Annotated in this window: 11 protein-coding genes; all 11 read right to left on the bottom strand. The window is 45.7% G+C overall.

The features are described from left to right. Positions 1 to 548: 548 nt before the first annotated feature. Positions 549 to 13,754, bottom strand: a complete 13,206-nt coding sequence (locus BVE84_RS10720; RefSeq protein WP_076995926.1) for a DUF1542 domain-containing protein — start codon at positions 13,752 to 13,754, stop codon at positions 549 to 551. Between the two features lie 454 nt (positions 13,755 to 14,208). Then, positions 14,209 to 14,919 carry a purine-nucleoside phosphorylase gene (gene deoD / locus BVE84_RS04795; protein ID WP_076995927.1) on the bottom strand — a complete coding sequence of 237 codons (711 nt, stop codon included), beginning with the start codon at positions 14,917 to 14,919 and terminating at the stop codon, positions 14,209 to 14,211. 12 nt (positions 14,920 to 14,931) lie between these two features. Further along, the gene (locus BVE84_RS04800) at positions 14,932 to 15,741 is read right to left on the bottom strand and encodes a purine-nucleoside phosphorylase (protein WP_076995928.1); all 810 of its coding nucleotides are present in this window, start codon (positions 15,739 to 15,741) and stop codon (positions 14,932 to 14,934) included. Next, entirely contained in the window at positions 15,732 to 16,271 is a 540-nt protein-coding gene (locus BVE84_RS04805; RefSeq protein ID WP_076995929.1) for a ClbS/DfsB family four-helix bundle protein, read from the bottom strand. The genes BVE84_RS04800 and BVE84_RS04805 overlap by 10 nt, the downstream gene beginning before the upstream one ends. A gap of 1 nt (position 16,272) precedes the next feature. Then, on the bottom strand, positions 16,273 to 17,484 hold the full coding sequence (locus tag BVE84_RS04810; RefSeq protein WP_076995930.1) for a phosphopentomutase: 1,212 nt from the start codon (positions 17,482 to 17,484) through the stop codon (positions 16,273 to 16,275). Positions 17,485 to 18,238: 754 nt separating this feature from the next. Beyond that, positions 18,239 to 18,913, bottom strand: coding sequence for a ribose-5-phosphate isomerase RpiA (rpiA, locus tag BVE84_RS04815; protein WP_076995931.1), 675 nt, complete (start codon positions 18,911 to 18,913; stop codon positions 18,239 to 18,241). A 753-nt stretch (positions 18,914 to 19,666) separates the two neighbouring features. Further along, positions 19,667 to 20,245, bottom strand: a complete 579-nt coding sequence (locus BVE84_RS04820; protein WP_076995932.1) for a LemA family protein — start codon at positions 20,243 to 20,245, stop codon at positions 19,667 to 19,669. 19 nt (positions 20,246 to 20,264) lie between these two features. Beyond that, positions 20,265 to 21,053, bottom strand: coding sequence for a TPM domain-containing protein (locus BVE84_RS11235; protein WP_076995933.1), 789 nt, complete (start codon positions 21,051 to 21,053; stop codon positions 20,265 to 20,267). A gap of 37 nt (positions 21,054 to 21,090) precedes the next feature. Next, positions 21,091 to 21,675, bottom strand: coding sequence for a uracil-DNA glycosylase family protein (locus BVE84_RS04830; RefSeq protein ID WP_076995934.1), 585 nt, complete (start codon positions 21,673 to 21,675; stop codon positions 21,091 to 21,093). Between the two features lie 66 nt (positions 21,676 to 21,741). Next, a complete protein-coding gene (gene pepV, locus BVE84_RS04835; RefSeq protein WP_076995935.1) occupies positions 21,742 to 23,139 on the bottom strand; it encodes a dipeptidase PepV in 1,398 nt (465 codons plus the stop codon). Positions 23,140 to 23,378: 239 nt separating this feature from the next. Next, positions 23,379 to 24,011, bottom strand: coding sequence for an ABC transporter ATP-binding protein (locus BVE84_RS04840; protein ID WP_083708241.1), 633 nt, complete (start codon positions 24,009 to 24,011; stop codon positions 23,379 to 23,381). Positions 24,012 to 24,017 lie beyond the last annotated feature (6 nt).

Below are 24,017 nucleotides of genomic sequence, written 5' to 3' on the forward strand. Positions count from 1 at the left end.
TGTTTATATGTTAAGTATACTATATACTCTTCTTCTTGTAAATACAAAAAATGGCACATTTTCGTCTTTTATGCCATTTCGTATAGATTTCTGCAACATATGATATAATAATAAGCCAAAAACAAATGATCGATTGCTGAATTTTTCAAGTCAACGATGAACATTTGTTTTTGGCCTATTGAATAGTAATGATTGCACTTTCTAATAGCCTATACTCTACAACAATCAAACTCTGATTAGGAATGAAACCGCAGGTAGTTGAAATAGTTGATAACTATTTTAGGGGAACAGGCTGAAAACCTCTACTGGAGCTTTTCACTCAGCAAGGTGAAGTAACGACGTCAGACTTTGATTGTTGACGGGTATTACCATTACCCTTCTCCCATACCAGCAGGCATTCTCTAGTAGTAAGAGAATGCCGCCAGTATCATCACATATTAAGCATTCGAGAGACATATAGCTTATAGTCCAGCTACAGTGAGCTATGCTCCAACTAATCGATAGCAGTGATAACATTTCCTAATCTGTTGATTGAAAAGAGCTGTCCTTTACTCTTCCTCTTTCTTTTTACCAGCAACCGATAAGACACTCAGTAAAGCTAGAATTCCGCCTAACATAGTGAGCGATGACACGTTAGTATCTCCAGTCTTTGGCAAGGTTCTCAATGCTACATCCTTAGATGCTCTTTGAGCAGCTACTGGATTGATCAGAGCAATAGCCTTGAGACCTTTTTCTAGCTCACTGTTGACCCCTGTAAGATTCTTAGCTTGATCAATGGCTTGTTTTGCAGCGCTAGCAAGGGTATCAACCTGTGCTTTAGCGGCTGCTTTTTCTTCATCTGTTAAATCAGTGCGGGCATCAATAGCTGCTTTCTTGGCAGCTGCTGCTTCGTCAATAGCTCTCTTAGCTTCGGTCTTAGCAGTAGCGGCTGGGTTCACCGCACGGATAGTATCTACACCACTGGTCTTAGCGGTCTCTACATCTGCATTAGTAGTTGCCGCATCAATGGCATCCTTAGCGGTTTGTGCCTTAGTGTCCACATCTGCTTTAGCGGTTTGCTTTTCTTCGTCCGTTAAATCGGTGCGAGAGTCAATCTCTGCCTTCTTGGCAGTCGCCGCTTCGTCAATAGCTTTCTTAGCGTCCGTCTTAGCGGTCGCAGGTGGATTCACTGCTGTGATAACATCTACGCCAGCTGTCTTGGCTGTAGCTACGCCATCGTTGGTCGTAGCTGCGTCAATGGCGTCCTTAGCGGTTTGTGCCTTGGTATCCACATCTGATTTAGCGGATTCTTTCTCCTCAGATGTTAGGTCAGGACGAGAGTCAATCTCTGCCTTCTTGGCAGTCGCTGCGGTTTCAATAGCTTCCTTAGCTTCCGTCTTAGCAGTAGCGGCTGGGTTCACTGCTGTGATAGTAGATACCCCACTGGTCTTAGCAGTATCTACATCTGTATTAGTAGTTGCCGCATCAATGGTGTCCTTAGCGGATTGTGCCTTAGTATCCACATCTGATTTGGCAGCTTCCTTCTCCTCAGATGTTAGGTCAGGACGAGACTCAATCTCTGCCTTCTTAGCAGTTGCCGCTTCATCAATAGCTTTCTTAGCATCCGTCTTAGCTGTCGCAGGTGGATTCACTGCTGTGATAGCGTCTACACCAGCTGTCTTGACTGTAGCTACGCCATCATTGGTGGTTGCCGCATCAACGGCATCTTTTGCTTTTTGAACTTCGGAATCTACCAAGTCCTTAGCGGATTGCTTTTCTTCATCCGTTAAATCGGTGCGAGAGTCAATAGCTTCCTTCTTGGCAGTGGCTGCTTCGTCAATAGCTTTCTTAGCGTCCGTCTTAGCAGTAGCGTCTGGATTCACTGCTGTGATAGTGGATACCCCACTGGTCTTAGCTGTAGCTACGCCATCGTTGGTAGTTGCCGCATCAATGGTGTCCTTAGCGGTTTGTGCCTTGGTATCCACATCTGATTTGGCAGCTTCCTTCTCCTCAGATGTCAAGTCAGAGCGTCCATCTATCTCGGTTTTCTTAGTAGCCGCTGCGTCATCAATAGCTTTTTTAGCTTCTGTCTTAGCAGTAGCAGCTGGGTTCACTGCACGGATAGTATCTACACCACTGGTCTTAGCGGTCTCTACATCTACATTAGTAGTTGCCGCATCAATGGCGTCCTTAGCGGTTTGTGCCTTAGTGTCCACATCTGCTTTAGCGGATTGCTTTTCTTCGTCCGTTAAATCGGTGCGAGAGTCAATCTCTGCCTTCTTGGCAGTGGCTGCTTCGTCAATAGCCTTCTTAGCTTCGGTCTTAGCTGTCGCAGGTGGATTCACTGCTGTGATAACATCTACGCCAGCTGTCTTGGCTGTAGTTACGCCATCATTGGTGGTTGCCGCATCGATGGCATCCTTAGCGGTTTGTGCCTTGGTATCCACATCTGATTTGGCAGCTTCCTTCTCCTCAGATGTCAAGTCAGAGCGGCCATCTATCTCGGATTTCTTAGCAGCTGCTGCTTCATCAATGGCTTTCTTAGCGTCCGTCTTAGCAGTAGCGGCTGGGTTCACTGCTCGGATAGTATCTACACCACTGGTCTTGGCAGTCTCTACCCCATCATTGGTGGTTGCCGCATCAATAGCGTCCTTAGCGGTTTGTGCCTTAGTATCCACATCTGATTTGGCAGCTTCCTTCTCCTCAGATGTTAGGTCAGGACGAGAGTCAAGCTCTGCTTTCTTGGTAGTCGCTGCTTCATCAATAGCTTTCTTAGCGTCCGTCTTAGCTGTCGCAGGTGGATTCACTGCTGTGATAGCGTCTACACCAGCTGTCTTGGCTGTAGCTACGCCATCATTGGTGGTTGCCGCATCAACGGCATCTTTTGCTTTTTGAACTTCGGAATCTACCAAGTCCTTAGCAGATTGCTTTTCTTCGTCCGTTAAATCGGTACGAGAGTCAATCTCTGCCTTCTTTGTAGCCGCTGCTTCATCAATAGCTTTCTTGGCTTCCGTCTTAGCGGTCGCAGGTGGATTCACTGCTGTGATAGCCTCTACACCAGCTGTCTTGGCGGTCGCTACGCCATCATTGGCGGTAGCTGCATCAATGGCGTCTTTAGCGGTTTGTGCCTTGGTATCCACATCTGATTTGGCAGCTTCCTTCTCCTCAAATGTTAGGTCAGAACGACCATCTATCTCTGCCTTCTTGGTAGCCGCCGCTTCATCAATGGCTTTCTTAGCTTCGGTCTTAGCGGTCGCAGGTGGGTTCACTGCTGTGATAACATCTACACCAGCTGTCTTGGCTGTAGCTACACCATCATTGGTGGTGGCTGCGTCAATGGCGTCCTTGGCGGATTGTGCCTTGGTATCCACATCTGATTTAGCGGATTGCTTTTCTTCGTCCGTTAAATCGGTGCGAGAGTCAATCTCTGCCTTCTTGGCAGTCGCCGCTTCGTCAATAGCTTTCTTGGCTTCTGTCTTAGCGGTCGCAGGTGGATTCACTGCTGTGATAACATCTACACCACTGGTCTTGGCAGTCTCTACACCATCATTGGTGGTTGCCGCATCAATAGCGTCCTTAGCGGACTGTGCCTTGGTATCCACATCTGATTTGGCAGCTTCCTTCTCCTCAGATGTTAGGTCAGAACGACCAGCTATCTCTGCCTTCTTGGCAGTCGCTGCAGCTTCAATGGCGTCCTTAGCTTCGGTCTTAGCGGTCGCAGATGGATTCACTGCTGTGATAACATCTACACCAGCTGTCTTGGCTGTGGATACACCATCGTTAGTGGTGGCTGCGTCAATGGCATCTTTTGCTTTTTGAACTTCGGAATCTACCAAGTCCTTAGCGGTTTGCTTTTCTTCGTCCGTTAAATCGGTGCGAGAGTCAATCTCTGCCTTCTTAGCAGTAGCTGCTGCGTCAATAGCTTTCTTGGCTTCGGTCTTAGCTGTAGCGGCTGGGTTCACTGCTGTGATAGTGGATACCCCACTAGCCTTAGCAGCCTCTACATCTGTATTAGTAGTCGCAGCATCAATAGCGTCCTTAGCGGTTTGTGCCTTGGTATCCACATCTGATTTAGCGATTGCCTTTTCCTCTGCTGTCAAGTCCGAACGTCCATCTATCTCTGCCTTCTTGGCAGTAGCTGCTGCGTCAATAACTTGCTTGGCTTCGGTCTTAGCTGTAGCAGGTGGATTCACGCTTGTGATGGTTGCTACTCCACTAGTCTTAGCTGTCTCTACCCCATCATTGGTGGTTGCAGCATCAATAGCATCCTTAGCAGTTTGTGCCTTAGTATCCACATCTGCTTTAGCAGCTTCCTTCTCCTCTGCTGTCAAGTCAGGACGAGAGTCAATCTCTGCCTTCTTGGCAGTCGCCGCTTCGTCAATAGCTTTCTTGGCTTCTGTCTTAGCGGTCGCAGGTGGATTCACTGCTGTGATAACATCTACACCACTGGTCTTGGCTGTGGATACACCATCGTTAGTGGTGGCTGCGTCAATGGCATCTTTTGCTTTTTGAACTTCAGAATCTACCAAGTCCTTAGCGGATTGCTTTTCTTCGTCCGTTAAATCGGTGCGAGAGTCAATCTCTACCTTCTTGGCAGTCGCCGCTTCGTCAATAGCTTTCTTAGCGTCCGTCTTAGCGGTCGCAGGTGGATTCACTGCATGGATAGTATCTACACCACTGGTCTTGGCTGTAGTTACGCCATCATTGGTGGTTGCCGCATCAATAGCGTCCTTAGCGGTTTGTGCCTTGGTATCCACATCTGATTTGGCAGTTTGCTTTTCTTCGTCCGTTAAATCAGTGCGAGAGTCAATAGCTTCCTTCTTGGCAGTGGCTGCTTCATCAATAGCTTTCTTAGCGTCCGTCTTAGCTGTCGCAGGTGGATTCACTGCTGTGATAACATCTACACCAGCTGTCTTGGCTGTAGTTACGCCATCGTTAGTGGTAGCCGCGTCAATGGCGTCCTTAGCGGTTTGTGCCTTAGTATCCACATCTGATTTGGCAGCTTCCTTCTCCTCAGATGTTAGGTCAGAACGTCCATCTATCTCGGATTTCTTGGTAGTCGCTGCGGCTTCAATGGCTTCCTTAGCTTCTGTCTTAGCGGTCGCAGGTGGATTCACTGCTGTGATAACATCTACACCAGCTGTCTTGGCTGTAGTTACGCCATCATTGGTGGTTGCCGCATCAACGGCATCTTTTGCTTTTTGAACTTCGGAATCTACCAAGTCCTTAGCGGATTGCTTTTCTTCGTCCGTTAAATCGGTGCGAGAATCAATCTCTGCCTTCTTGGTAGTGGCTGCGTCGTCAATAGCTCTCTTAGCGTCCATCTTAGCAGTCGCAGGTGGATTCACTGCTATGATAACATCTACGCCAGCTGTCTTGGCTGTAGTTACGCCATCATTGGTGGTTGCCGCATCAACGGCATCTTTTGCTTTTTGAACTTCGGAATCTACCAAGTCCTTAGCGGATTGCTTTTCTTCGTCCGTTAAATCGGTGCGAGAATCAATCTCGGATTTCTTAGCAGTAGCTGCTGCTTCAATATCGGACTTAGCTGTGTTCTTGGTAGTAGCGGCTGGGTTCACTGCTGTAATAGTGGATACCCCACTGGTCTTAGCAGTCTCTACATCTATATTAGTAGTTGCTGCATCAACGGCGTCCTTAGCAGTTTGTGCCTTAGTATCCACATCTGATTTAGCGGATTCTTTCTCCTCTGCTGTCAAGTCAGAGCGTCCATCTATCTCGGTTTTCTTGGCAGTCGCCGCTTCATCAATAGCTTTCTTGGCTTCGGTCTTAGTAGTCGCAGGTGGATTCACGCTTGTGATGGTTGCTATTCCACTTGTCTTAGCAGTTTCTACGCCATCATTGGTAGTTGCCGCATCAACGGCATCCTTAGCTGCTTGTGCCTTGGTATCCACGTCTGATTTGGCAGCTGCTTTCTCCTCTGCTGTCAAGTCAGAGCGTCCATCTATCTCTGCCTTCTTGGCAGTAGCTGCTTCATCAATAGCTTTCTTAGCGTCTGTCTTAGCGGTCGCAGGTGGATTCACTGCTGTGATAACATCTATACCAGCTGTCTTGGCTGTAGCTACTCCATCATTGGTCGTAGCTGCATCAACGGCGTCCTTAGCGGTTTGTGCCTTGGCATCCACATCTGATTTGGCAGCTTCCTTCTCCTCAGATGTTAGGTCAGGACGAGAATCAATCTCGGATTTCTTGGCAGTCGCTGCTTCGTCAATAGCTTGCTTAGCTTCTGTCTTAGCGGTCGCAGGTGGATTCACTGCTGTGATAACATCTACACCAGCTGTCTTGGCTGTGGATACACCATCATTGGTGGTTGCCGCATCAATGGTGTCCTTAGCGGTTTGTGCCTTGGTATCCACATCTGATTTGGCAGCTTCCTTCTCCTCAGATGTCAAGTCAGAGCGGCCATCTATCTCGGATTTCTTAGCAGCTGCTGCGTCATCAATAGCTTTCTTAGCTTCTGTCTTGGCTGTAGCATCTGGATTCACTGCTGTGATAACATCTACACCAGCTGTCTTGGCGGTCGCTACGCCATCATTGGTGGTTGCCACATCGACGGCAGCCTTAGCAGTTTGTGCCTTAGTGTCCACATCTGATTTAGCGGTTGCCTTTTCCTCTGCTGTCAAGTCCGAACGTCCATCTATCTCTGCCTTCTTGGCAGTGGCTGCTTCGTCAATAGCTTTCTTAGCTTCGGTCTTAGCGGTCGCAGGTGGATTCACTGCTGTGATAACATCTACACCAGCAGACTTGGCTGTAGCTACGCCATCATTGGTAGTTGCCGCATCAATGGCGTCCTTAGCGGTTTGAGCCTTAATATCCACATCTGATTTAGCGGATTGCTTTTCTTCGTCCGTTAAATCAGTGCGAGAGTCAATAGCTGCTTTCTTGGCAGTCGCTGCTTCGTCAATAGCTTTCTTAGCTTCGGTCTTAGCGATCGCAGGTGGGTTCACATTAGTGATGGTAGCTACTCCACTGGTCTTAGCTGTAGCTACCCCATCGTTAGTGGTGGCTGCATCAACAGCAGCCTTAGCAGTTTGTGCCTTAGTGTCTACGTCTGATTTAGCAGCTTCCTTCTCCTCAGATGTTAGGTCAGGACGAGACTCAATCTCTGCCTTCTTGGCAGTAGCTGCTTCGTCAATAGCTTTCTTGGCTTCTGTCTTGGCAGTAGCGTTTGGGGTCACTGCACGGATAGTATCTACACCACTAGTCTTAGCTGTCTCTACATCTGTATTAGTAATTGCCGCATCAACGGAGTCCTTAGCGGTTTGTGCCTTAGTGTCCACATCTGATTTGGCAGCTTCCTTCTCCTCAGATGTTAGGTCAGAACGTCCATCTATCTCGGATTTCTTGGCAGTAGCTGCGGCTTCAATGGCTTGCTTAGCTTCGGTCTTAGCGGTCGCAGGTGGATTCACTGCACGGATAGTATCTACACCACTGGTCTTAGCTGTCTCTACATCTGTATTAGTAGTTGCAGCATCAATGGCGTTCTTAGCAGTTTGAGCCTTAGCATCTACATCTGATTTGGCAGTTTGCTTTTCTTCGTCCGTTAAATCAGTGCGAGAGTCAATAGCTTCCTTCTTGGCAGTTGCCGCTTCATCAATAGCTTTCTTGGCTTCGGTCTTAGCGGTCGCAGGTGGATTCACGCTTGTGATGGTAGCTACACCGCTGGTCTTAGCAGTCTCTACGCCATCGTTGGTCGTAGCTGCATCAATGGTATCTTTTGCTTTTTGAACTTCGGAATCTACCAAGTCTTTAGCGGATTGCTTTTCTTCGTCCGTTAAATCAGTGCGAGAGTCAATAGCTTCCTTCTTGGCAGTCGCTGCGGCTTCAATGGCTTCCTTAGCTTCTGTCTTAGCGGTCGCAGATGGATTGACTGCTGTGATAGTGGATACCCCGCTGGTCTTAGCAGTCTCTACCCCATCATTGGTGGTTGCCGCATCAATGGCGTCCTTAGCAGTTTGTGCCTTAGTATCCACATCTGATTTGGCAGCTTCCTTCTCCTCAGATGTTAGGTCAGAACGTCCATCTATCTCGGATTTCTTGGCAGTCGCTGCGGCTTCAATGGCTTCCTTAGCTTCGGTCTTAGCAGTAGCGGCTGGGTTCACTGCACGGATAGTATCTACACCAGCTGTCTTGGCTGTGAATACACTATCGTTAGTAGTTGCTGCATCAACGGCGTCCTTAGCAGTTTGAGCCTTAGCATCTACATCTGCTTTGGCAGTTTGCTTTTCTTCGTCCGTTAAATCAGTGCGAGAATCAATAGCTTCCTTCTTGGCAGTCGCTGCGGCTTCAATAGCTTTCTTGGCTTCTGTCTTGGCTGTAGCGTCTGGGTTCACTGCTGTGATAGTAGATACCCCACTGGTCTTAGCGGTCTCTACATCTGTATTAGTAGTTGCTGCATCAACGGCGTCCTTAGCAGTTTGAGCCTTAGCATCTACATCTGCTTTGGCAGTTTGCTTTTCTTCGTCCGTTAAATCAGTGCGAGAATCAATAGCTTCCTTCTTGGCAGTCGCTGCGGCTTCAATGGCTTCCTTAGCTTCCGTCTTAGCAGTAGCGCCTGGATTCACTGCACGGATAGTATCTACTCCACTGGTCTTAGCTGTCTCTACATCTGCATTAGTAGTCGCAGCATCAACAGCAGCCTTAGCAGTTTGTGCCTTAGTATCCACATCTGATTTAGCGGATTCTTTCTCCTCAGATGTTAGATCAGAGCGTCCATCTATCTCGGTTTTCTTAGCAGTTGCCGCTTCATCAATAGCTTTCTTGGCTTCTGTCTTGGCTGTAGCGTCTGGATTCACTGCACGGATAGTATCTACACTACTGGTCTTAGCAGTCTCTACATCTGTATTAGTAGTCGCAGCATCAACAGCGTCTTTAGCCGTTTTTGCCTTAGTATCTACGTCTGATTTAGCAGTCGCCTTTTCCTCTGCTGTCAAGTCTGAACGTCCATCTATCTCGGACTTTTTGGCAGTTGCCGCTTCATCAATAGCTTTCTTAGCTTCTGTCTTAGCAGTAGCGTCTGGGTTCACTGCACGGATAGTATCTACACCAGCTGTCTTGGCTGTGAATACACTATCGTTAGTAGTTGCTGCATCAACGGCGTCCTTAGCAGTTTGTGCCTTAGTATCCACATCTGATTTGGCAGCTTCCTTCTCCTCAGATGTCAAGTCAGAGCGTCCATCTATCTCGGACTTCTTGGCAGTAGCTGCGGCTTCAATGGCTTGCTTAGCTTCGGTCTTAGCGGTCGCAGGTGGATTCACTGCACGGATAGTATCTACACCACTGGTCTTAGCTGTCTCTACATCTGTATTAGTAGTCGCAGCATCAACAGCATCTTTAGCAGTTTGTGCCTTAGTATCCACATCTGATTTGGCAGCTTCCTTCTCCTCAGATGTTAAGTCAGAACGACCATCTATCTCGGATTTCTTGGCAGTCGCTGCGGCTTCAATGGCTTCCTTAGCTTCGGTCTTAGCTGTCACAGGTGGATTGACTGCTGTGATAGTGGATACCCCGCTGGTCTTAGCAGTCTCTACATCTGTATTAGTAGTTGCCGCATCAATAGCATCCTTAGCAGTTTGTGCCTTGGTATCCACATCTGATTTAGCGGATTGCTTTTCTTCTGCCGTTAAATCAGTGCGAGAGTCAATTTCTGCTTTCTTGGCAGTCGCTGCGGCTTCAATAGCTTCCTTAGCTTCCGTCTTAGCAGTAGCATCTGGGTTTACTGCTGTGATAGCATCTACACCAGCAGACTTAGCATTCTCTACCCCGTCATTGGTGGTAGCTGCATCAATGGCATCTTTTGCCTTTTGAACTTCAGAATCCACTAAATCTTTAGCAGATTGCTTCTCTTCGGCAGTGAGGTCACTACGTGCATCAATAGCATTCTTCTTATCCTCTGCTGCCCTATCAAGAGCTGATTTCGCATGGTCCTTGGCTCCATTAACCTCACCGTTTAGAGCCATCTTGGCAGCTTCGATTGCCTGGATAGCCTGTTCGATTTCAGCTTGTTCTGAATTAGGATTCTCTAAAACTGCCTGTCCTGCTTGAAGAGCCGCATCATAAGCCGCTTTCTTATCTAAATCAGCCTTCTCATAATGAGGGGTTGGCTTAACGGTATTTTGTTCATCAATCTTAATAACGAGTTGGCTCTTGTCCACAACTGTGAGTGTGAAGGTCTGAGCGTCTGATCTATTTCCAGTAGTATCTTCTGCTACAACTGTAACAGTATAGGTTCCCGAAGGAGCAGTAATCCTTCCTGTAATCCGCCCTTGACTATCAGCAGTCAGACCAGCTGGCAAGCCATTGACCGTAACAGCCTTAACTCCGATATTATCTGTTACTTGCGGAGTAATGGTAACCGAACTATTTTTTTCAACCAAACGGTTATCCAGCGTAGCAATGGTCGGTTTCGTTTCATCAGGTCTTACAGTTGCCCGATAGCTCCCTGTTGCCTGCGTCCCATTTACATCCCTGCGAACTACCTGAAGTTCTGTTCCAAGGCCTACAAAAGTCGTTTCTGGAGTAAAGGTCACTCGACCATCTGCAGCAAGAGTATAGGTCCCTTCCCCTACGATTGTCTTACTCCTTGTCCCGTCCGCAAATGTTGCAGGCTGACTATCATCCATTGGTACAGAGACATCTCCCGGGGTGAAAGGGACTACCTCTGACTGGACTCTCCCTTGCTCATCGGTTGTCGTCACTACCCCACCGCTTGGGGTAACAGCTCTTACTGTTGGAGTATAGGTTGCCGTAGCTGTCCTCAAAACTGGGTTTCCTGTCTTATCCACTCCCACACTAATGGTTAACTGAACTTGAATCGGTCTTGCTGTCCCTACAAAGCCTTTTTCAGGAGTAAAGGTCACTTGCCCTGTCATTCCATCAACCGAGTACACACCTTGTCCACTAACAGTTATAGGAGCCGTAACAGGTGTGTTACTTCCTAATGCTAATAGTTTTACGGGATAGGTGGCGTTTGGAGTAACTCTTGCTTGATCCAGTGTTTTTTGGAAAACAATCTCTACGCTTTGAGCCTGTCCTTGTAAACCATTGGTCTCCTTATTAGAAGTTGTGAGATCAGGAATCAGCACCTCTGGGATATAAACAGCATCCATAGTCTGTCCACTAACAGTATTGATGTTCGCAAGTCCTGAACGAGGCTCTGCTGTCCAACCTGTGTCAGCTCCATTCTCATCCCAGGCCCTAACAACTACTCCAGTAGCCACCCCAACAAAGTCTGCTTCTGGGGTAAAGGTAATTACCCCACTTTGTGGATTTAAGCGATAGGTACCTTGTCCTGCAACAGTCAGTGTTGCCTCTTCAGACACCTGACCATTGACGACAAACTTATAGGGTCTGCTGGCATCCAAATGATTGTCCGCATTCACATTGTAAGAACGTTTCCCATAGGCTGTAAAGGTTACAGTAGTGGATTGTTGCTCACCTTTCTGACCTCGCGTTTCTTTCTTGCTTCCTCTCGGTGGGATGGTTTGCTGAATTTGAAAATCTTCCACCTCTCCAGAATAGGCTACTCCAGTAGGTTTTTCTACATCTTCACGATCAAGTGCAATCCGTACACGACCTCCAAGAAGCATCTTGCTAACATCTACATTTTGAGGAATGCCTTGGAAAGTAAATATAACCTTTTGGTTATTACCTGTCACTTGGACAATGTCTGAAGACTCCGCAGCACCATCAAAACGACCGTCTCCGTCAAAGTCGATAAAAGCTCTTGCATAGGCAGTGGCACTACCATTCTTACTTGCTAAAACGGTTAATTTATAGGTAGAATCCCCGGCTTTTTGAAGAGGGTAGTTGCCATTTGTACTGATACCGTTCTTATCAACAATTTCTCCAGCTCCTAATAGTTGACGAGTTCCTTCGTCGGCATTATCCGTTCGGTCATCCCCCTCCCAAGCTACAACGGTTGATTGATTACTTGCTATATCGACATCTGGTCTCGTAGTACCGAGATAGGGTTGTTGAAGATTGTTTGCTACACCTGTTGAGATTGTATGGCGAGCTGTCCCGTAAGAAGCTGGTGCATCACCAGTATCGAAGATGACAAAGCCGATCATGGCTCCTTGCTTCCCTCTCGAATTGAAGTAGACACCAATATTTCTAGCATCTCGTGTCAAGACGACCGGCACAGAGTTTACATGATTAGCTGCCTGAATAGGACCAAATACCCTAGTTCCTAAACCGTCAGCATAGGTCACACCATTTCTGGTCACTTTCTGCTGGGTTTCCGCTGTCACCTGGGTATTGAGCCACCCTTCATCAATCTTGGTACTTCCATTTACTGTATAAGTTGCACTACTTGGAGCATACCACGGATTATCAATAGGCTTATAAGAGCTCGTTGTTCTGGGACCAGATAATTCCGTCAACAGTTCAAAGGGTTGCCCGTCCGTTGTATATAGTTCTAAGTCATGCTCAGATGGCTCTTCCCCAGTCATTAAGACAACGTTAGCAGGAACCTCTCTACCATTTAAGTTTGCCTTAACGGAAAACTCAACTCCTACATTATCTCCATTATTTTGAGATTGAATCACTGTTTTGCCACCAGTATCCAAGCCTGCATTTTTTGCTGATGAATAGACAGCATCTTGAGCAGCTAATATAATAGAAGCTGGTGCATTGCTAGTATTATTCTTATTGATGGCATTGGCATCATAATTCTTCCCACCACGCTGACGATAAATCTCTGTCGCATTAAAGGGACGGAGCTTGGTAACTTCAAGGGTAATAGTATAACCTGGTACAATTTCTTTGACAAAGCGTGTGCCAACCCGCAAGGTGTTATTAGGTCCAACGTTTGTCAAGGCTTTCGTATCATTAAAATCCAAAAAGATAATCTGATTTTTCAAGCGTTCGACACTCGTCCCGACATACTGCCTATAATTTTGACTAGGGTCGGCATTCGTTGCTGGCGTTGCATTTCTAAAAGCAGACCTTCTGACACGACGTCGCCTTTCCTGTAGTTCATTTGGTACTATTTGTGGCGTTATTGGGGCTTCTATTTTTTCTGTAGCGATAGCCTCTCTTGCTTCCCTACCTTCCTCTACCGTTGGCCCTTTTCCTTGATTCTCCTTAGCCTCTGCAGTGGCAGCGATACCTGCTTGGGAGCTGGAGCTACTCTCTGCCTCGTCCTTGTTTTGGACTGCTGGAGTTTCTGATGCAGGTTGGACGATTGCAGGAGACGAAACCGTCTTTTCTGCTTGCATCACTACCTGTTCAGCCACTAACATTAACTGCATACCAGTCGGTAACATAACGGTCACATGACCATTATCCGCTACTGTCACGATAGAATCTGCTGGTAGACTAGGGTTACTTCTTCTAACTTCTGTCTCAACTTGACTCTTTTCCTCAGCTGTCAATTTTGTAAGTTCGCCAACAGCTATCTTATGAGATAGTTCCAGTCGAGAAACCGAAGCGCTTTCATCATCAACCGACACAGGAACTGGACTGGCAGAATCCTCAGTAGGAGTTTCTACTGGAGGGACAGTAGCATCTGTCTTGTTTTCCGTCTTTTCTGCTGTATCCCCGGACTCTTCTGTTGCCTGTATCCTACTTTCTTCCGTAGCACCTGTTTCAAGAGCTGAACTTACTTCCGTCTCCCCTACCATATCAGCCTGAACAGTTTGCCCAGATTGAAGTGTTAGGAAAGCCAAGACCCCTAGCAAGACCGATACAGTTCCAATATTATACTTACGGATACCAAATCGAAACCGTGTTAATTGTTTAAAAAAGGACTCCATTCTATTATCAACCTCCTTTATATTTTATATATATCTTACGACTTCCATTCATTTCCGTTTGCTTCCTAAAACTCTCATCAGAATAAATGAAAACATAGGCAGATTCATACACAATCGCCAACTTCTATTAAAGCAGATTTATCGTGTAAAGTAAAGTATTTCTTCCTATTTATGCCACAATCATTCAACCTTTTATATTCTTACATTTTTAGAGTGATTTACCTGTCTTAATATACCCCCTTATCTCCAAAAAGTTGTCAAATTTTCCTGTAATCTATGAAAACCTATTCACATCCGCCCAAATTTCTCCTCGCTATATCTATCCCCTTAGGAAATCAGACAGCAAACTAAACATACTATAAAAAATCGTCTATACTTGATTTTCCTAGCCTATAAGAATCAATGTCCTCAGCAAACAAATTTGCACCCCTAAGGGGTGCAAATCACTTGGTGCCTATTTTGAAATCAGGGTCTCTAATCCCACTTTCATCATATCGGTAAAAGTAGTTTGACGTTCTTCTGCTGTCGTATCCTCATCTGGGTTAACCAAACTATCTGAAATAGTCATGATTCCAAGTGCCTCTACACCGTGTTGGGCTGCTAGGTAGTAAAGGGCTGCAGCTTCCATTTCAACAGCATGCACTCCCATCGTTCCTAATGCCACATTTTGCTCATAAAAGTTGGAGTAAAAGACATCTGTTGACAAGACAGATCCTACATGCGTTGTCATTCCCAAATCCTTAGCGATGTGGTAGGCCTTATCCAACAAGTTGAAACTAGCAATCTGCGGGAAATCATACATCGGCCAATCGTTACGGATGATGTTTGAGTTAGTCGCTGCTGCTTGTGCTAGGACCAAATCCCGAACATGCACATCAGGATTGAGCGAACCTGCAGTGCCTACACGAATCAAGCGTTTCACACCATAGTCCACAATCAATTCGCGAGCATAAATAGAGATGGACGGCATCCCCATGCCCGTTCCCATAACACTGACACGTTCCCCTCTATAGGTTCCTGTGTAGCCATACATTCCACGAATTTCATTGAACAGTACCGCATCTTCTAAAAAGTGTTCCGCAATGAATGTTGCCCGCAAAGGGTCCCCTGGTAATAAAATCTTGTCAGCAATCTCGCCAACCTTTGCTCCAATATGAATTGACATCCTTTTCTCCCCTTATAATCCTGCTAAAATTGCCTTGATTAATCCCTTGAAATCTTCTTTAATGCGCGTTGTCACTTCAACCACTTCTTCATGATTTAGTGAGCTTTGGAAACCTGCTGCATAGTTGGTAATGGCTGAAATCCCCAAGACCTTCATGCCGGAATGTACTGCCACAATAACCTCTGGCACCGTTGACATACCAACCGCAGAAGCTCCCATCGTTTGGTAGGCTCTAATTTCTGCTGGTGTTTCATAGGTTGGACCTGATACGCCCAGATAAACTCCCTCTTCTATCGTGACACCGATGCTATCTGCAATCTCTTTTGCCTTTGCACGGTAGTCTTTACTATAGGCATCTGACATATCCGGAAAACGTGGACCAAATGAATCCAAATTTTCCCCAATCAACGGATTGGTCCCAATCATGTTAATATGGTCACTAATCATCATAAGTGTCCCAGGACCATAGCTGATACCACCCGCTGCATTCGTGACAATGATGCTCTGGCAACCGAGTGCCTTCATCACACGAACGGGGAAGGTGACAACTTCCATTGGATTTCCCTCATAGTAGTGAAAACGCCCCTGAAGAGCTAAGACTTTCTTACCAGCCAGATCTCCATAGACCAATTTTCCAGCATGCCCTACAACAGTCGATTGACCCCAATTTGGAATGTTTGCATAGTCAATGACAAGGGCATTTTCCACTTCATCTGCTAATTCACCCAAACCTGATCCTAAAATCAACCCAAATTCCGGCGCCACAAGACCTTTTGCCTCTAAAAAACTCTTGGTTTCTTGAATTTTTTCCATCAATGACATTTTACTTCTGTTCTCCTCATTTTATATACTTTCTTCCACTTACGAATCTTGGTCCGAAAAGTGGTAAAGGGTGCAACGGTATTGATATGAATCCATTTCCAAACAGGCCACTTGCTCGGCGTTGAACTGGCCCACTTTCTGATCCCAGAATGAAACAAGTCCTCATCTGTATAATGATTCACCTGCTGGACCACGCCATCCACCTGCTCTTGAAACTGTGCGATTAGTTCCTCCAAGGATAAATCCGCAACATCTTCATAGAAGCTCTGATACAGGCCTCCAAGCTGATTCCATTTAAAATATGGGTGAGGGGTCACTACCTCAAGTCCAGCCGCTTCATCGCGTTCCCAACTTTGCAATAGTTTCAACCATCCTAATTGATAGGCTAGCATCTGGGCTGGGCTACGATCCACTTCATCAAGGAGGAGGTCCTTGTCTTTCTCCGAAATAGTCGAAAATTCCCCAATAAAGAGTCCTGCTTTCCTTTGAATCTCTGCTATTAGCGCTGATTTTGATTCATATTCTTTCATCTTATACTAACCTTTCTAGGAAACTGTCTCCAATCTGGCTCTTTTCAACACCAAAGTTATCAGCAATGGTTGCTGAAATATCTGCGAAGTGTCCAAGGGGAAGAGTCCCTGCACCTGTTAGCGACTTTCCAAAGATGAGCAATGGCACATACTCACGGGTATGGTCTGTTCCGACATAGGTTGGATCATTTCCATGATCTGCTGTAATCATGAGGAGGTCATCCTCACGAAGATTCATGATAATTTCTGGCAGACGTGCATCAAATTCTTCCAAGCAAGCACGGTAGCCGTCCGTGTCGCGACGGTGTCCGTAGACTGCATCAAAATCTACTAGGTTAGTGAAAGATAAGCCTTCAGTAAAATTCTCATCTTGTAAGACCTTGATAAGAGTGTCGACACCGTGATTGTTCGACTGGTTGTGTCCCATATCATGAGAAATTCCTGCGCCATTAAAGATATCATTGATTTTTCCAACACCATAGGTAGCGATTCCTGCCGCTTTCAAGTTGTCCAGCACGGTTGGAGCAAATGGAGAAACGGCATAATCGTGACGATTGGCCGTCCGCAAGAAATGACCCGGTGTCCCCACATAGGGACGTGCGATGATGCGCCCCAATAAAGATGGGCGTTCGAGGGTAATCGAACGGGCGTACTCACAAATCTTATACAACTCTTCTAGCGGAATGATTTCTTCATGCGCTGCAATTTGAAGGACAGGGTCTGCAGATGTGTAGACAATCAGCTCACCTGTTTCCATTTGACGGGGACCAAAATCATCGATAACAGCTGTTCCAGAATAAGGTTTATTGGCCTCACGGATAATTTTGCGACCTGAAAATGCTTCGATTTTCTGGAGAAGCTCTTCGGGGAAACCATCCCAGAAAGTATCAAAGGGATCTGTGATATTGAGACCCATAAGTTCCCAGTGACCTGTCATGGTATCTTTTCCGCGCGAGACCTCTTCTAATTTTGTGACATAGCCCGTTGGGCTTGCTTCAGCTACGACGGTTTGTAGCGGTCTCTCCCGTTCAATATTTCCCAGCCCTATTTTGGCCATATTTGGCACGGCTAAGCCTGTCGTTTCTGAAATATGCCCCAGAGTATCTGAGCTTGTATCTGGCTCACCGGCATTGAAAAATCGATCTGCATCAGGTGCTGCACCAATCCCTACAGAATCTAGTACAATGACGTGCATGCGGTTAAATCTTGCCATCTCGTTCTCCTTTACATGAATGATTACTTCCATTATAACACAAAAACGCTTTCCTAGTCATTTCTAGGCAAAGCGCACTTGATAAACACTTATTCAGACTGATACTCTCTAAAAATCAACATCTGAATAGGCAGAAAAACCGAAGGTAGGGCTGACCTTGGGCAGGTGAGTCTATTACTCAATAAAAATCAAAAATAGACTAAGATACAAAGGGCGTTTACACGAGTTTCTCTCGCTCTATTTCCAACCTTCAACAGTCTATTCCCAGACTGTTGAAGCGAGCAAAGCGAAAATAGGAGGTTTGACGCAGAACCTCAAGTTCTGTGAAAAAACTATCTTTTTTGCACAGCTCGTAGCCCGTGTTCAATTACGTAAAACTTTTCTCAATAGTTCCATCCTATTTCAAGGGAACAGGCTGAAAACCTCCAGTGGAGGTTTTCAGCCTATTCATTAAAGACAGTCAATAAGTGTATTTATCTTCGCTTCTTAGTTTTTAAACTCAGTAACAAATTCCCTCACTTTTTAATTTCTAAGTTCGAACTTCTGTGGTCACTTTCGTGTTTCTGGGTGACCAGTTGAAACAGTTCACTGAACTGTTTCAATCTCATCTGTAATTGGCTAAAGCCGAAACATCTGCCTATCTTTTTTCTCACATTTTTAGTCCGAACTCAGTTCAATTCACCGAGACTCTTGACGACGTATCCTTTTAATTTTTAAAGAGTATAAGAACAGCAGAATTTGATTTTGACAAATATTACCGTTTCTCAAGGATGCGTGGTCCGTCCGGATAGCCAACGATAACCGTTGATACCAACTGGATAAACAGGCCATGCTCTACCACTCCCACTGTATGGTCTAATTCATTGGCAAGAGAAACTGCATCAGGAATGTTTCTTAAATCTAAATCAATGATGTAATTTTTCATATCCGTCACATGCTTCTCCCCATCTTTCATACGAAAACTTGGACGATAGCCTTTTTCTTCAAACTTTCTACATAGTCTCTCTGCCCCATATTGAACGACTTCGACTGGTAATTTAAAAGCACCTAAGGTCTCCACAACCTTCGAGTCATCGACAATCCAAATACAATCCTTACTGCTGACTGCCACGATCTTTTCCATGAGCAAGGCAGCACCTCCGCCCTTAATCCCATTAAAGGCTGCATCTACCTCATCAGCACCATCCACAGTAAGATCCACATAAGGCACTTCGTCAATAGATTTCAAGGGAATCCCTAGAGAGGCTGCATGCTCTGAAGTCGCATGAGAAGTTGTTACCCCAATAATCGACAGTCCTTCTTCTTGGACACGACGCCCCAGCTCCTGCACAAAGTAGTAGGCGGTTGATCCTGTACCAAGACCAACAATCATCCCATCTGTGACAAATTCAGCAGCCTTTACACCTACTTGCTCTTTCAAATTTACCATGACCGTACTCCTTTTAAAACGTTTTCCATTACAGTATATCATTTTACAATCCGTATTGGAAATGAAAGTTTTATCAAGATACGAGGGCGTAAAGCAACTCCTGAACAAAATAGGAAATACGACGAAGAAACTGAAGTTTCTAGGAGTATTTATCTTTTTGTCAGCGAGTTGTAGCCTGAGTTCAATTACATCAAGATACGAGAGCGTTTGACACGAGTTTCACTCGTTCTATTTCCAACCTTCAACAGTCTGTTCCTAGACTGTTGAAGCAACTCCTAGACAAAATAGGAAATGTGACGAGTGAAAAGCTCCAGTGGAGGTTTTCAGCCTATTCATTAAAGACAGTAAATAAGTGTATTTATCTTCGCTTCTTAGTTTTTAAACTCAGTAACAAATTCCCTCACTTTTTAATTGCTAAGTTCGAGCTTCTGTGGTCACTTTCGTGTTTCTGGGTGACCAGTTGAAACAGTTCCCCGAACTGTTTCAATCTCATCTGTCATTGGCTAAAGCCAAAACAGCTGCCTACCCCCTTAAAGGGATTCTCAGCTGTAATTGGCTAAAGCCAAAACAGCTGCCTATCTATTTTCCGAGGTTTTAGGCTGAACTCAATTACACAAAATACAAAGCCCGTGAAAACTCAAAGCGAAATTGGGAAATCTGACGAGTGAAAAAGAGGTTCGCTGAACCTAGACTCGCTCTCTGATTTCCAGGCTCGTGAAAAAGAGGTTCGCTGAACCTCTTTTTCTTTCTTGACTATTTATCTCCCAAATTAACACTTGGAACGGTGGTTGCAGCATCTGATGTCGCTTGGAATAAGTCTACTTTTTCATAACCGAAGATTCCTGCATAAATACTTGTTGGGAAGCGTTTAATCTTCTTATTGTAGGAGGTCGCAACGGTGTTGTAGTCCTTACGAGCAACTAAGAGACGATTTTCTGTTCCTTCTAACTCTGTAATCAAGTCAGATACCTGCTGGTTGGAATTGAGTTGCGGATAATTTTCTGTTAGGACTAGGAGCCTAGAAACCGCTGAATCCAACGCACTTTGTCCTTCCTTATACTCGGATGACCCTTGCTTGCTGGAGCCGATCTTTGCCCGCGCATCAGCAATAGCGGTAAAAACTTCTGTCTCGTGTTCCATAGCGCCTTTGACAGAAGCCACGACATTGGGAATCAAGTCATACCGTCGTTGCAGTTGGGTATCAACATTGGACTGGGCATTTTCAACCTCAGCATAGCTATCAACAAGACCATTGTATTGTCCAATGGCTCCCATTGCGATAAAGACAATCGCTAAAACGGGAATGAGAATATAGAGTAATTTTTTATTCATTATCGTTTCCTTTCTTTTTCTACCAGCCAGACGAGGCACCGCCTCCGCCACCACCGCCGCCAGACCAACCACCACCACCGAATCCTGAAGATCCTGAGGAATGAGAGCGATTACTGGATCGGCTAGAAGCATTGAGTAAAAGCCATAGCAGGGCATCTCCACCTCCGCCTCGACCGCCTCTGCCACCTCGACCACCACCTTTTAATAGGGAAAACATCGCAATTCCGACAATGATGATGGGAATCAGCAAAGAAGCTAAATCATCTTCACCACGGCTCTCCTCAAACTCCTCCATACGAGCTTGAGCTCTGTCTGTACCATAAAAGGCATCTCCGATGGCATCTACAATATAGCGCACACCTCCATTATAATCACCCTTTCGGAAAAAATCTCGCGCATCTTCTAATATCCGCCTCGCAGCAACATCTGTCAACACTGTCGCTGCATTGTCTGAGGTTTCAATCCGAAACTTACGGTCGTCTAAGGCGATGACTACCAGCACCCCATTGTTCGTTCCTGCAAAGCCGACCTGCCACTTTCGGAACACATCGTTAGCTAGAGATTCGATATCCCCCGAGAGTCCTCCCGTCATATAGACCCCGACTTGGAGCTGTTCACTCGTTGATTTCCAGGCCCGATTCTCACTATCAATAGCCCGAATCGTTTCCTGAGAGAGTAAGTTCGTCTCATCAAGCACTGTTGATTCTTGTGGTCTATCCGGAACGCGGGCATCAACCGAAGGGATCATCAGCACTAACATGAGGGGGATTACCAATAAGCCGACAAGCCATTTTACACCTTTCTTCATAGGATGACCTCCTTTTTACTATTATACCATCTTTCCCCTATCTATTTACGATTTGATCTACCCTTTCCTGTAATTTCGGAAGCAATTCCGTCGCAAACCAAGGATTCTTAGCCTGCCAGATATTATTACGTGGAGAGGGATGCACGAGAGGAAAGTACCGTGGTAGATATTCCTCATAAGCACGAACTGTTTCTGTCAAGGTTCTTTTTTTCCTATCTTTCAAATAGTACTCCTGGGCATATCGTCCAATCAAAATAATCAATTCGAGTTGAGGCAGATGGGTCAGTAGCTGCGGATGCCATTGAGGGGCAAAATCTCTTCGCGGTGGTAAGTCCCCTGACTTCCCTTTTCCTGGATAGTAAAAATCCATGGGTAAAATCGCAAACTGACAGCTGTCGTAAAAGGTCGCTACACCCACGCCCAACCACTTTCGCAAGCTGTCCCCACTAGGATCTGCAAATAGCTGCTGACGCTCCTCAGCTCTCCAACCTGGAGCCTGACCGACAATCAGAATTTTAGCTGTAGGACCTGCCTGAAACAGGGGGCTAATGCCCTGATCTGTATAGGAACGATTTTCAGGAGCTTTCATAATGGCTGTTCGGATACTCGCTATACTAGACATAAGCCCCTCCTTTGCAAAAGGAACTGGACATCTAGCCCAGCTCCGCTTATCCGCTTTCTATAACGCTTATTTGACCAACTCATAAATCGCTTCGGCGTAGATAGCCGCCGCCCGCATCAAATCTTCAACAACGATAAATTCATTGGCTTGATGCATGGTGTCTGTATAGCCCGGGAACATAGCACCGTAGGCCACGCCACGTTTCAACAGACGACCAAAGGTTCCACCACCGATGACTTGCTCATGACCACATAATCCCGTCTGACGTTCGTAGACATCCAGCAAGGTCGCAACAAGTGGATCTTCCATCGGTACATAGTGCGGCGTATGCCCCTGTTCTGACAAGGTTACATCCGCTACAGCCAGTTTCTGCAAAACAGCCTGAATCTCTTCGGGACTCCTACCTTTTGGATAGCGGAAATTGAGCGCAATCGTATTATTTGCTAGGGTTTCATCAAAGCGAAAGACCCCTGCATTCATGGATAAGGCACCCATTTTCTCATCTGTATGTGCCACACCAAGCGCTTGTCCTGCATGGTCCTCAAACAAGACCTCTCCTGCAATAGAAAGGTAGTCCTTGGCTGGACCTGCAAAGTCAAATTGGTTTAAGAAGCGAGCCAAGTAGGTCGCACCGTTAACACCGGACTGAGGGGAGGCCCCGTGAGCTGATTTTCCAATAATGGTCACCTTTGATAATCCATCTTCTTCTGCCAGCTCAAAGGCCACTTTATGCTCAGCTGCAAAAGCTGCTAGCTTGTCCGCAAGATCTGGCAATACTCCTGATACAAGAGCTGTTGCCGATTCCGGCACCATATTTTCACGCAAACCACCTGTAAAGCAATGCAAGCGAGCTGCTCCGCTATTTTCCCCAGTGAAGTGGAGATAGGCAGTAATATTTCCTTTTTCCCCGTTGATAATCGGAAATTCAGCATCAGGAGAAAAGCCAAAGTCAGGTTCTTTGACACCGCTATGTTCAAAGTAATAATCCATATCTGCCCATCCAGATTCTTCGTCCGTCCCTACAACAAATCGAACCTTCTTTGAAATGGGCAAGCCCAATTCCTTGATAATCTTGAGGCCGTAATAGCAGGCCATGGTTGGTCCCTTATCGTCACTTGAACCGCGTGCATAGAGCTTGCCGTCCTTAATGGTCGGAGTGTAGGGGTCTGTATCCCATCCACTTCCTGCTGGTACCACATCCATGTGCGCAAAGATTCCAAGCACTTCATCACCATCACCGTATTCAAAATGTCCTGCATAGTTATCAACGTTTTTCGTTGGATAACCATCACGCTCTGCAATTTCTAAAAATTTATGAAGAGCCTTGACAGGTCCAGGTCCGAATGGATGGGCTGCATCTGCTAGATGATCCTCACGCTCAGAGTTAATGGCAAGCAAGCTAAACAGGTCCGCCAGCAAATCCTCACGACGCTTTTCCACCTCTGCTTTAAAATCAATCGTCATCTGCTTCTCCTTTTCAAGTATGAATTGATACCATTCTACCATAAAATGAAAGAGATTTCATACATTTGGCAGGGGAAAGGGGAGATAAGAGGTAGGACAATATCTGTTTAGGCAAACGAACTTTAATGTAAGCAAGATGTCAAACATGCATGTTGCAACATAGATACGTATACATTTCCCCCCTAGGTAACAGATAGCCCGAAGGGGGAAGAAAATACTTACAAGCAACTAATTCCCACCTATTTGTCTAATTCTATCACGCGCTGACATTTTTCTGCTACTGCTTGGCTATGGGTAGCAATAATAATACAAGAATCTTTAGATTGACGGTATTTTAACGAAGTCAGTACCTCTTCTTCAGTTATTCTATCCAAAGCCCCCGTTATTTCATCTCCAATGATAATGGAGGGTTTTTTCACTAACGCACGGGAGATTGATATTAGCTGACGTTGTCCCCCTGAAATTTCTGAAGGATATTTATCTCTCAGATGAGTAATTTGCAGTTCTTCCATAATGTCCCTTACTTTAGATTCCCTAGCACTCTCTGTCTCCTTTAAAAATTTCAACGGAAGGGCAACATTATCAAAACAGGTCAAATCTTCCAATAATTGATAATCTTGTGGAATATAACCAATATGACGCAAACGATAGCTCGCCAAGAGTCTATCATTTTTAGGCTGAATATTCCCAAAAATAGAGCAAGTACCTGTATAGGAAGAATCCAAGCCCGCTATGATGTTTAACAAAGTGGACTTTCCTGTGCCAATTCTTCCTTTTATTGCTGTCAGTACTCCAGACTCTACTTGCATGTCAAATTGATCAAAGATAACATTTTTATTGTATTTTTTATTTATTGCTTTTAACGTTATCATCAATAT

It is taken from the genome of Streptococcus azizii, from assembly GCF_001984715.1.
GTDB lineage: Bacteria > Bacillota > Bacilli > Lactobacillales > Streptococcaceae > Streptococcus > Streptococcus azizii.

Excerpts from the sequence above, each read along its gene's own strand:
- BVE84_RS10720 (WP_076995926.1), bottom strand. The coding sequence starts at position 13,754 with ATGGAGTCCTTTTTTAAACAATTAACACGGTTTCGATTTGGTATCCGT.
- deoD (WP_076995927.1), bottom strand. The coding sequence starts at position 14,919 with ATGTCAATTCATATTGGAGCAAAGGTTGGCGAGATTGCTGACAAGATT.
- BVE84_RS04800 (WP_076995928.1), bottom strand. The coding sequence starts at position 15,741 with ATGTCATTGATGGAAAAAATTCAAGAAACCAAGAGTTTTTTAGAGGCA.
- BVE84_RS04805 (WP_076995929.1), bottom strand. The coding sequence starts at position 16,271 with ATGAAAGAATATGAATCAAAATCAGCGCTAATAGCAGAGATTCAAAGG.
- BVE84_RS04810 (WP_076995930.1), bottom strand. The coding sequence starts at position 17,484 with ATGGCAAGATTTAACCGCATGCACGTCATTGTACTAGATTCTGTAGGG.
- rpiA (WP_076995931.1), bottom strand. The coding sequence starts at position 18,913 with ATGGTAAATTTGAAAGAGCAAGTAGGTGTAAAGGCTGCTGAATTTGTC.
- BVE84_RS04820 (WP_076995932.1), bottom strand. The coding sequence starts at position 20,245 with ATGAATAAAAAATTACTCTATATTCTCATTCCCGTTTTAGCGATTGTC.
- BVE84_RS11235 (WP_076995933.1), bottom strand. The coding sequence starts at position 21,053 with ATGAAGAAAGGTGTAAAATGGCTTGTCGGCTTATTGGTAATCCCCCTC.
- BVE84_RS04830 (WP_076995934.1), bottom strand. The coding sequence starts at position 21,675 with ATGTCTAGTATAGCGAGTATCCGAACAGCCATTATGAAAGCTCCTGAA.
- pepV (WP_076995935.1), bottom strand. The coding sequence starts at position 23,139 with ATGACGATTGATTTTAAAGCAGAGGTGGAAAAGCGTCGTGAGGATTTG.
- BVE84_RS04840 (WP_083708241.1), bottom strand. The coding sequence starts at position 24,011 with ATGATAACGTTAAAAGCAATAAATAAAAAATACAATAAAAATGTTATC.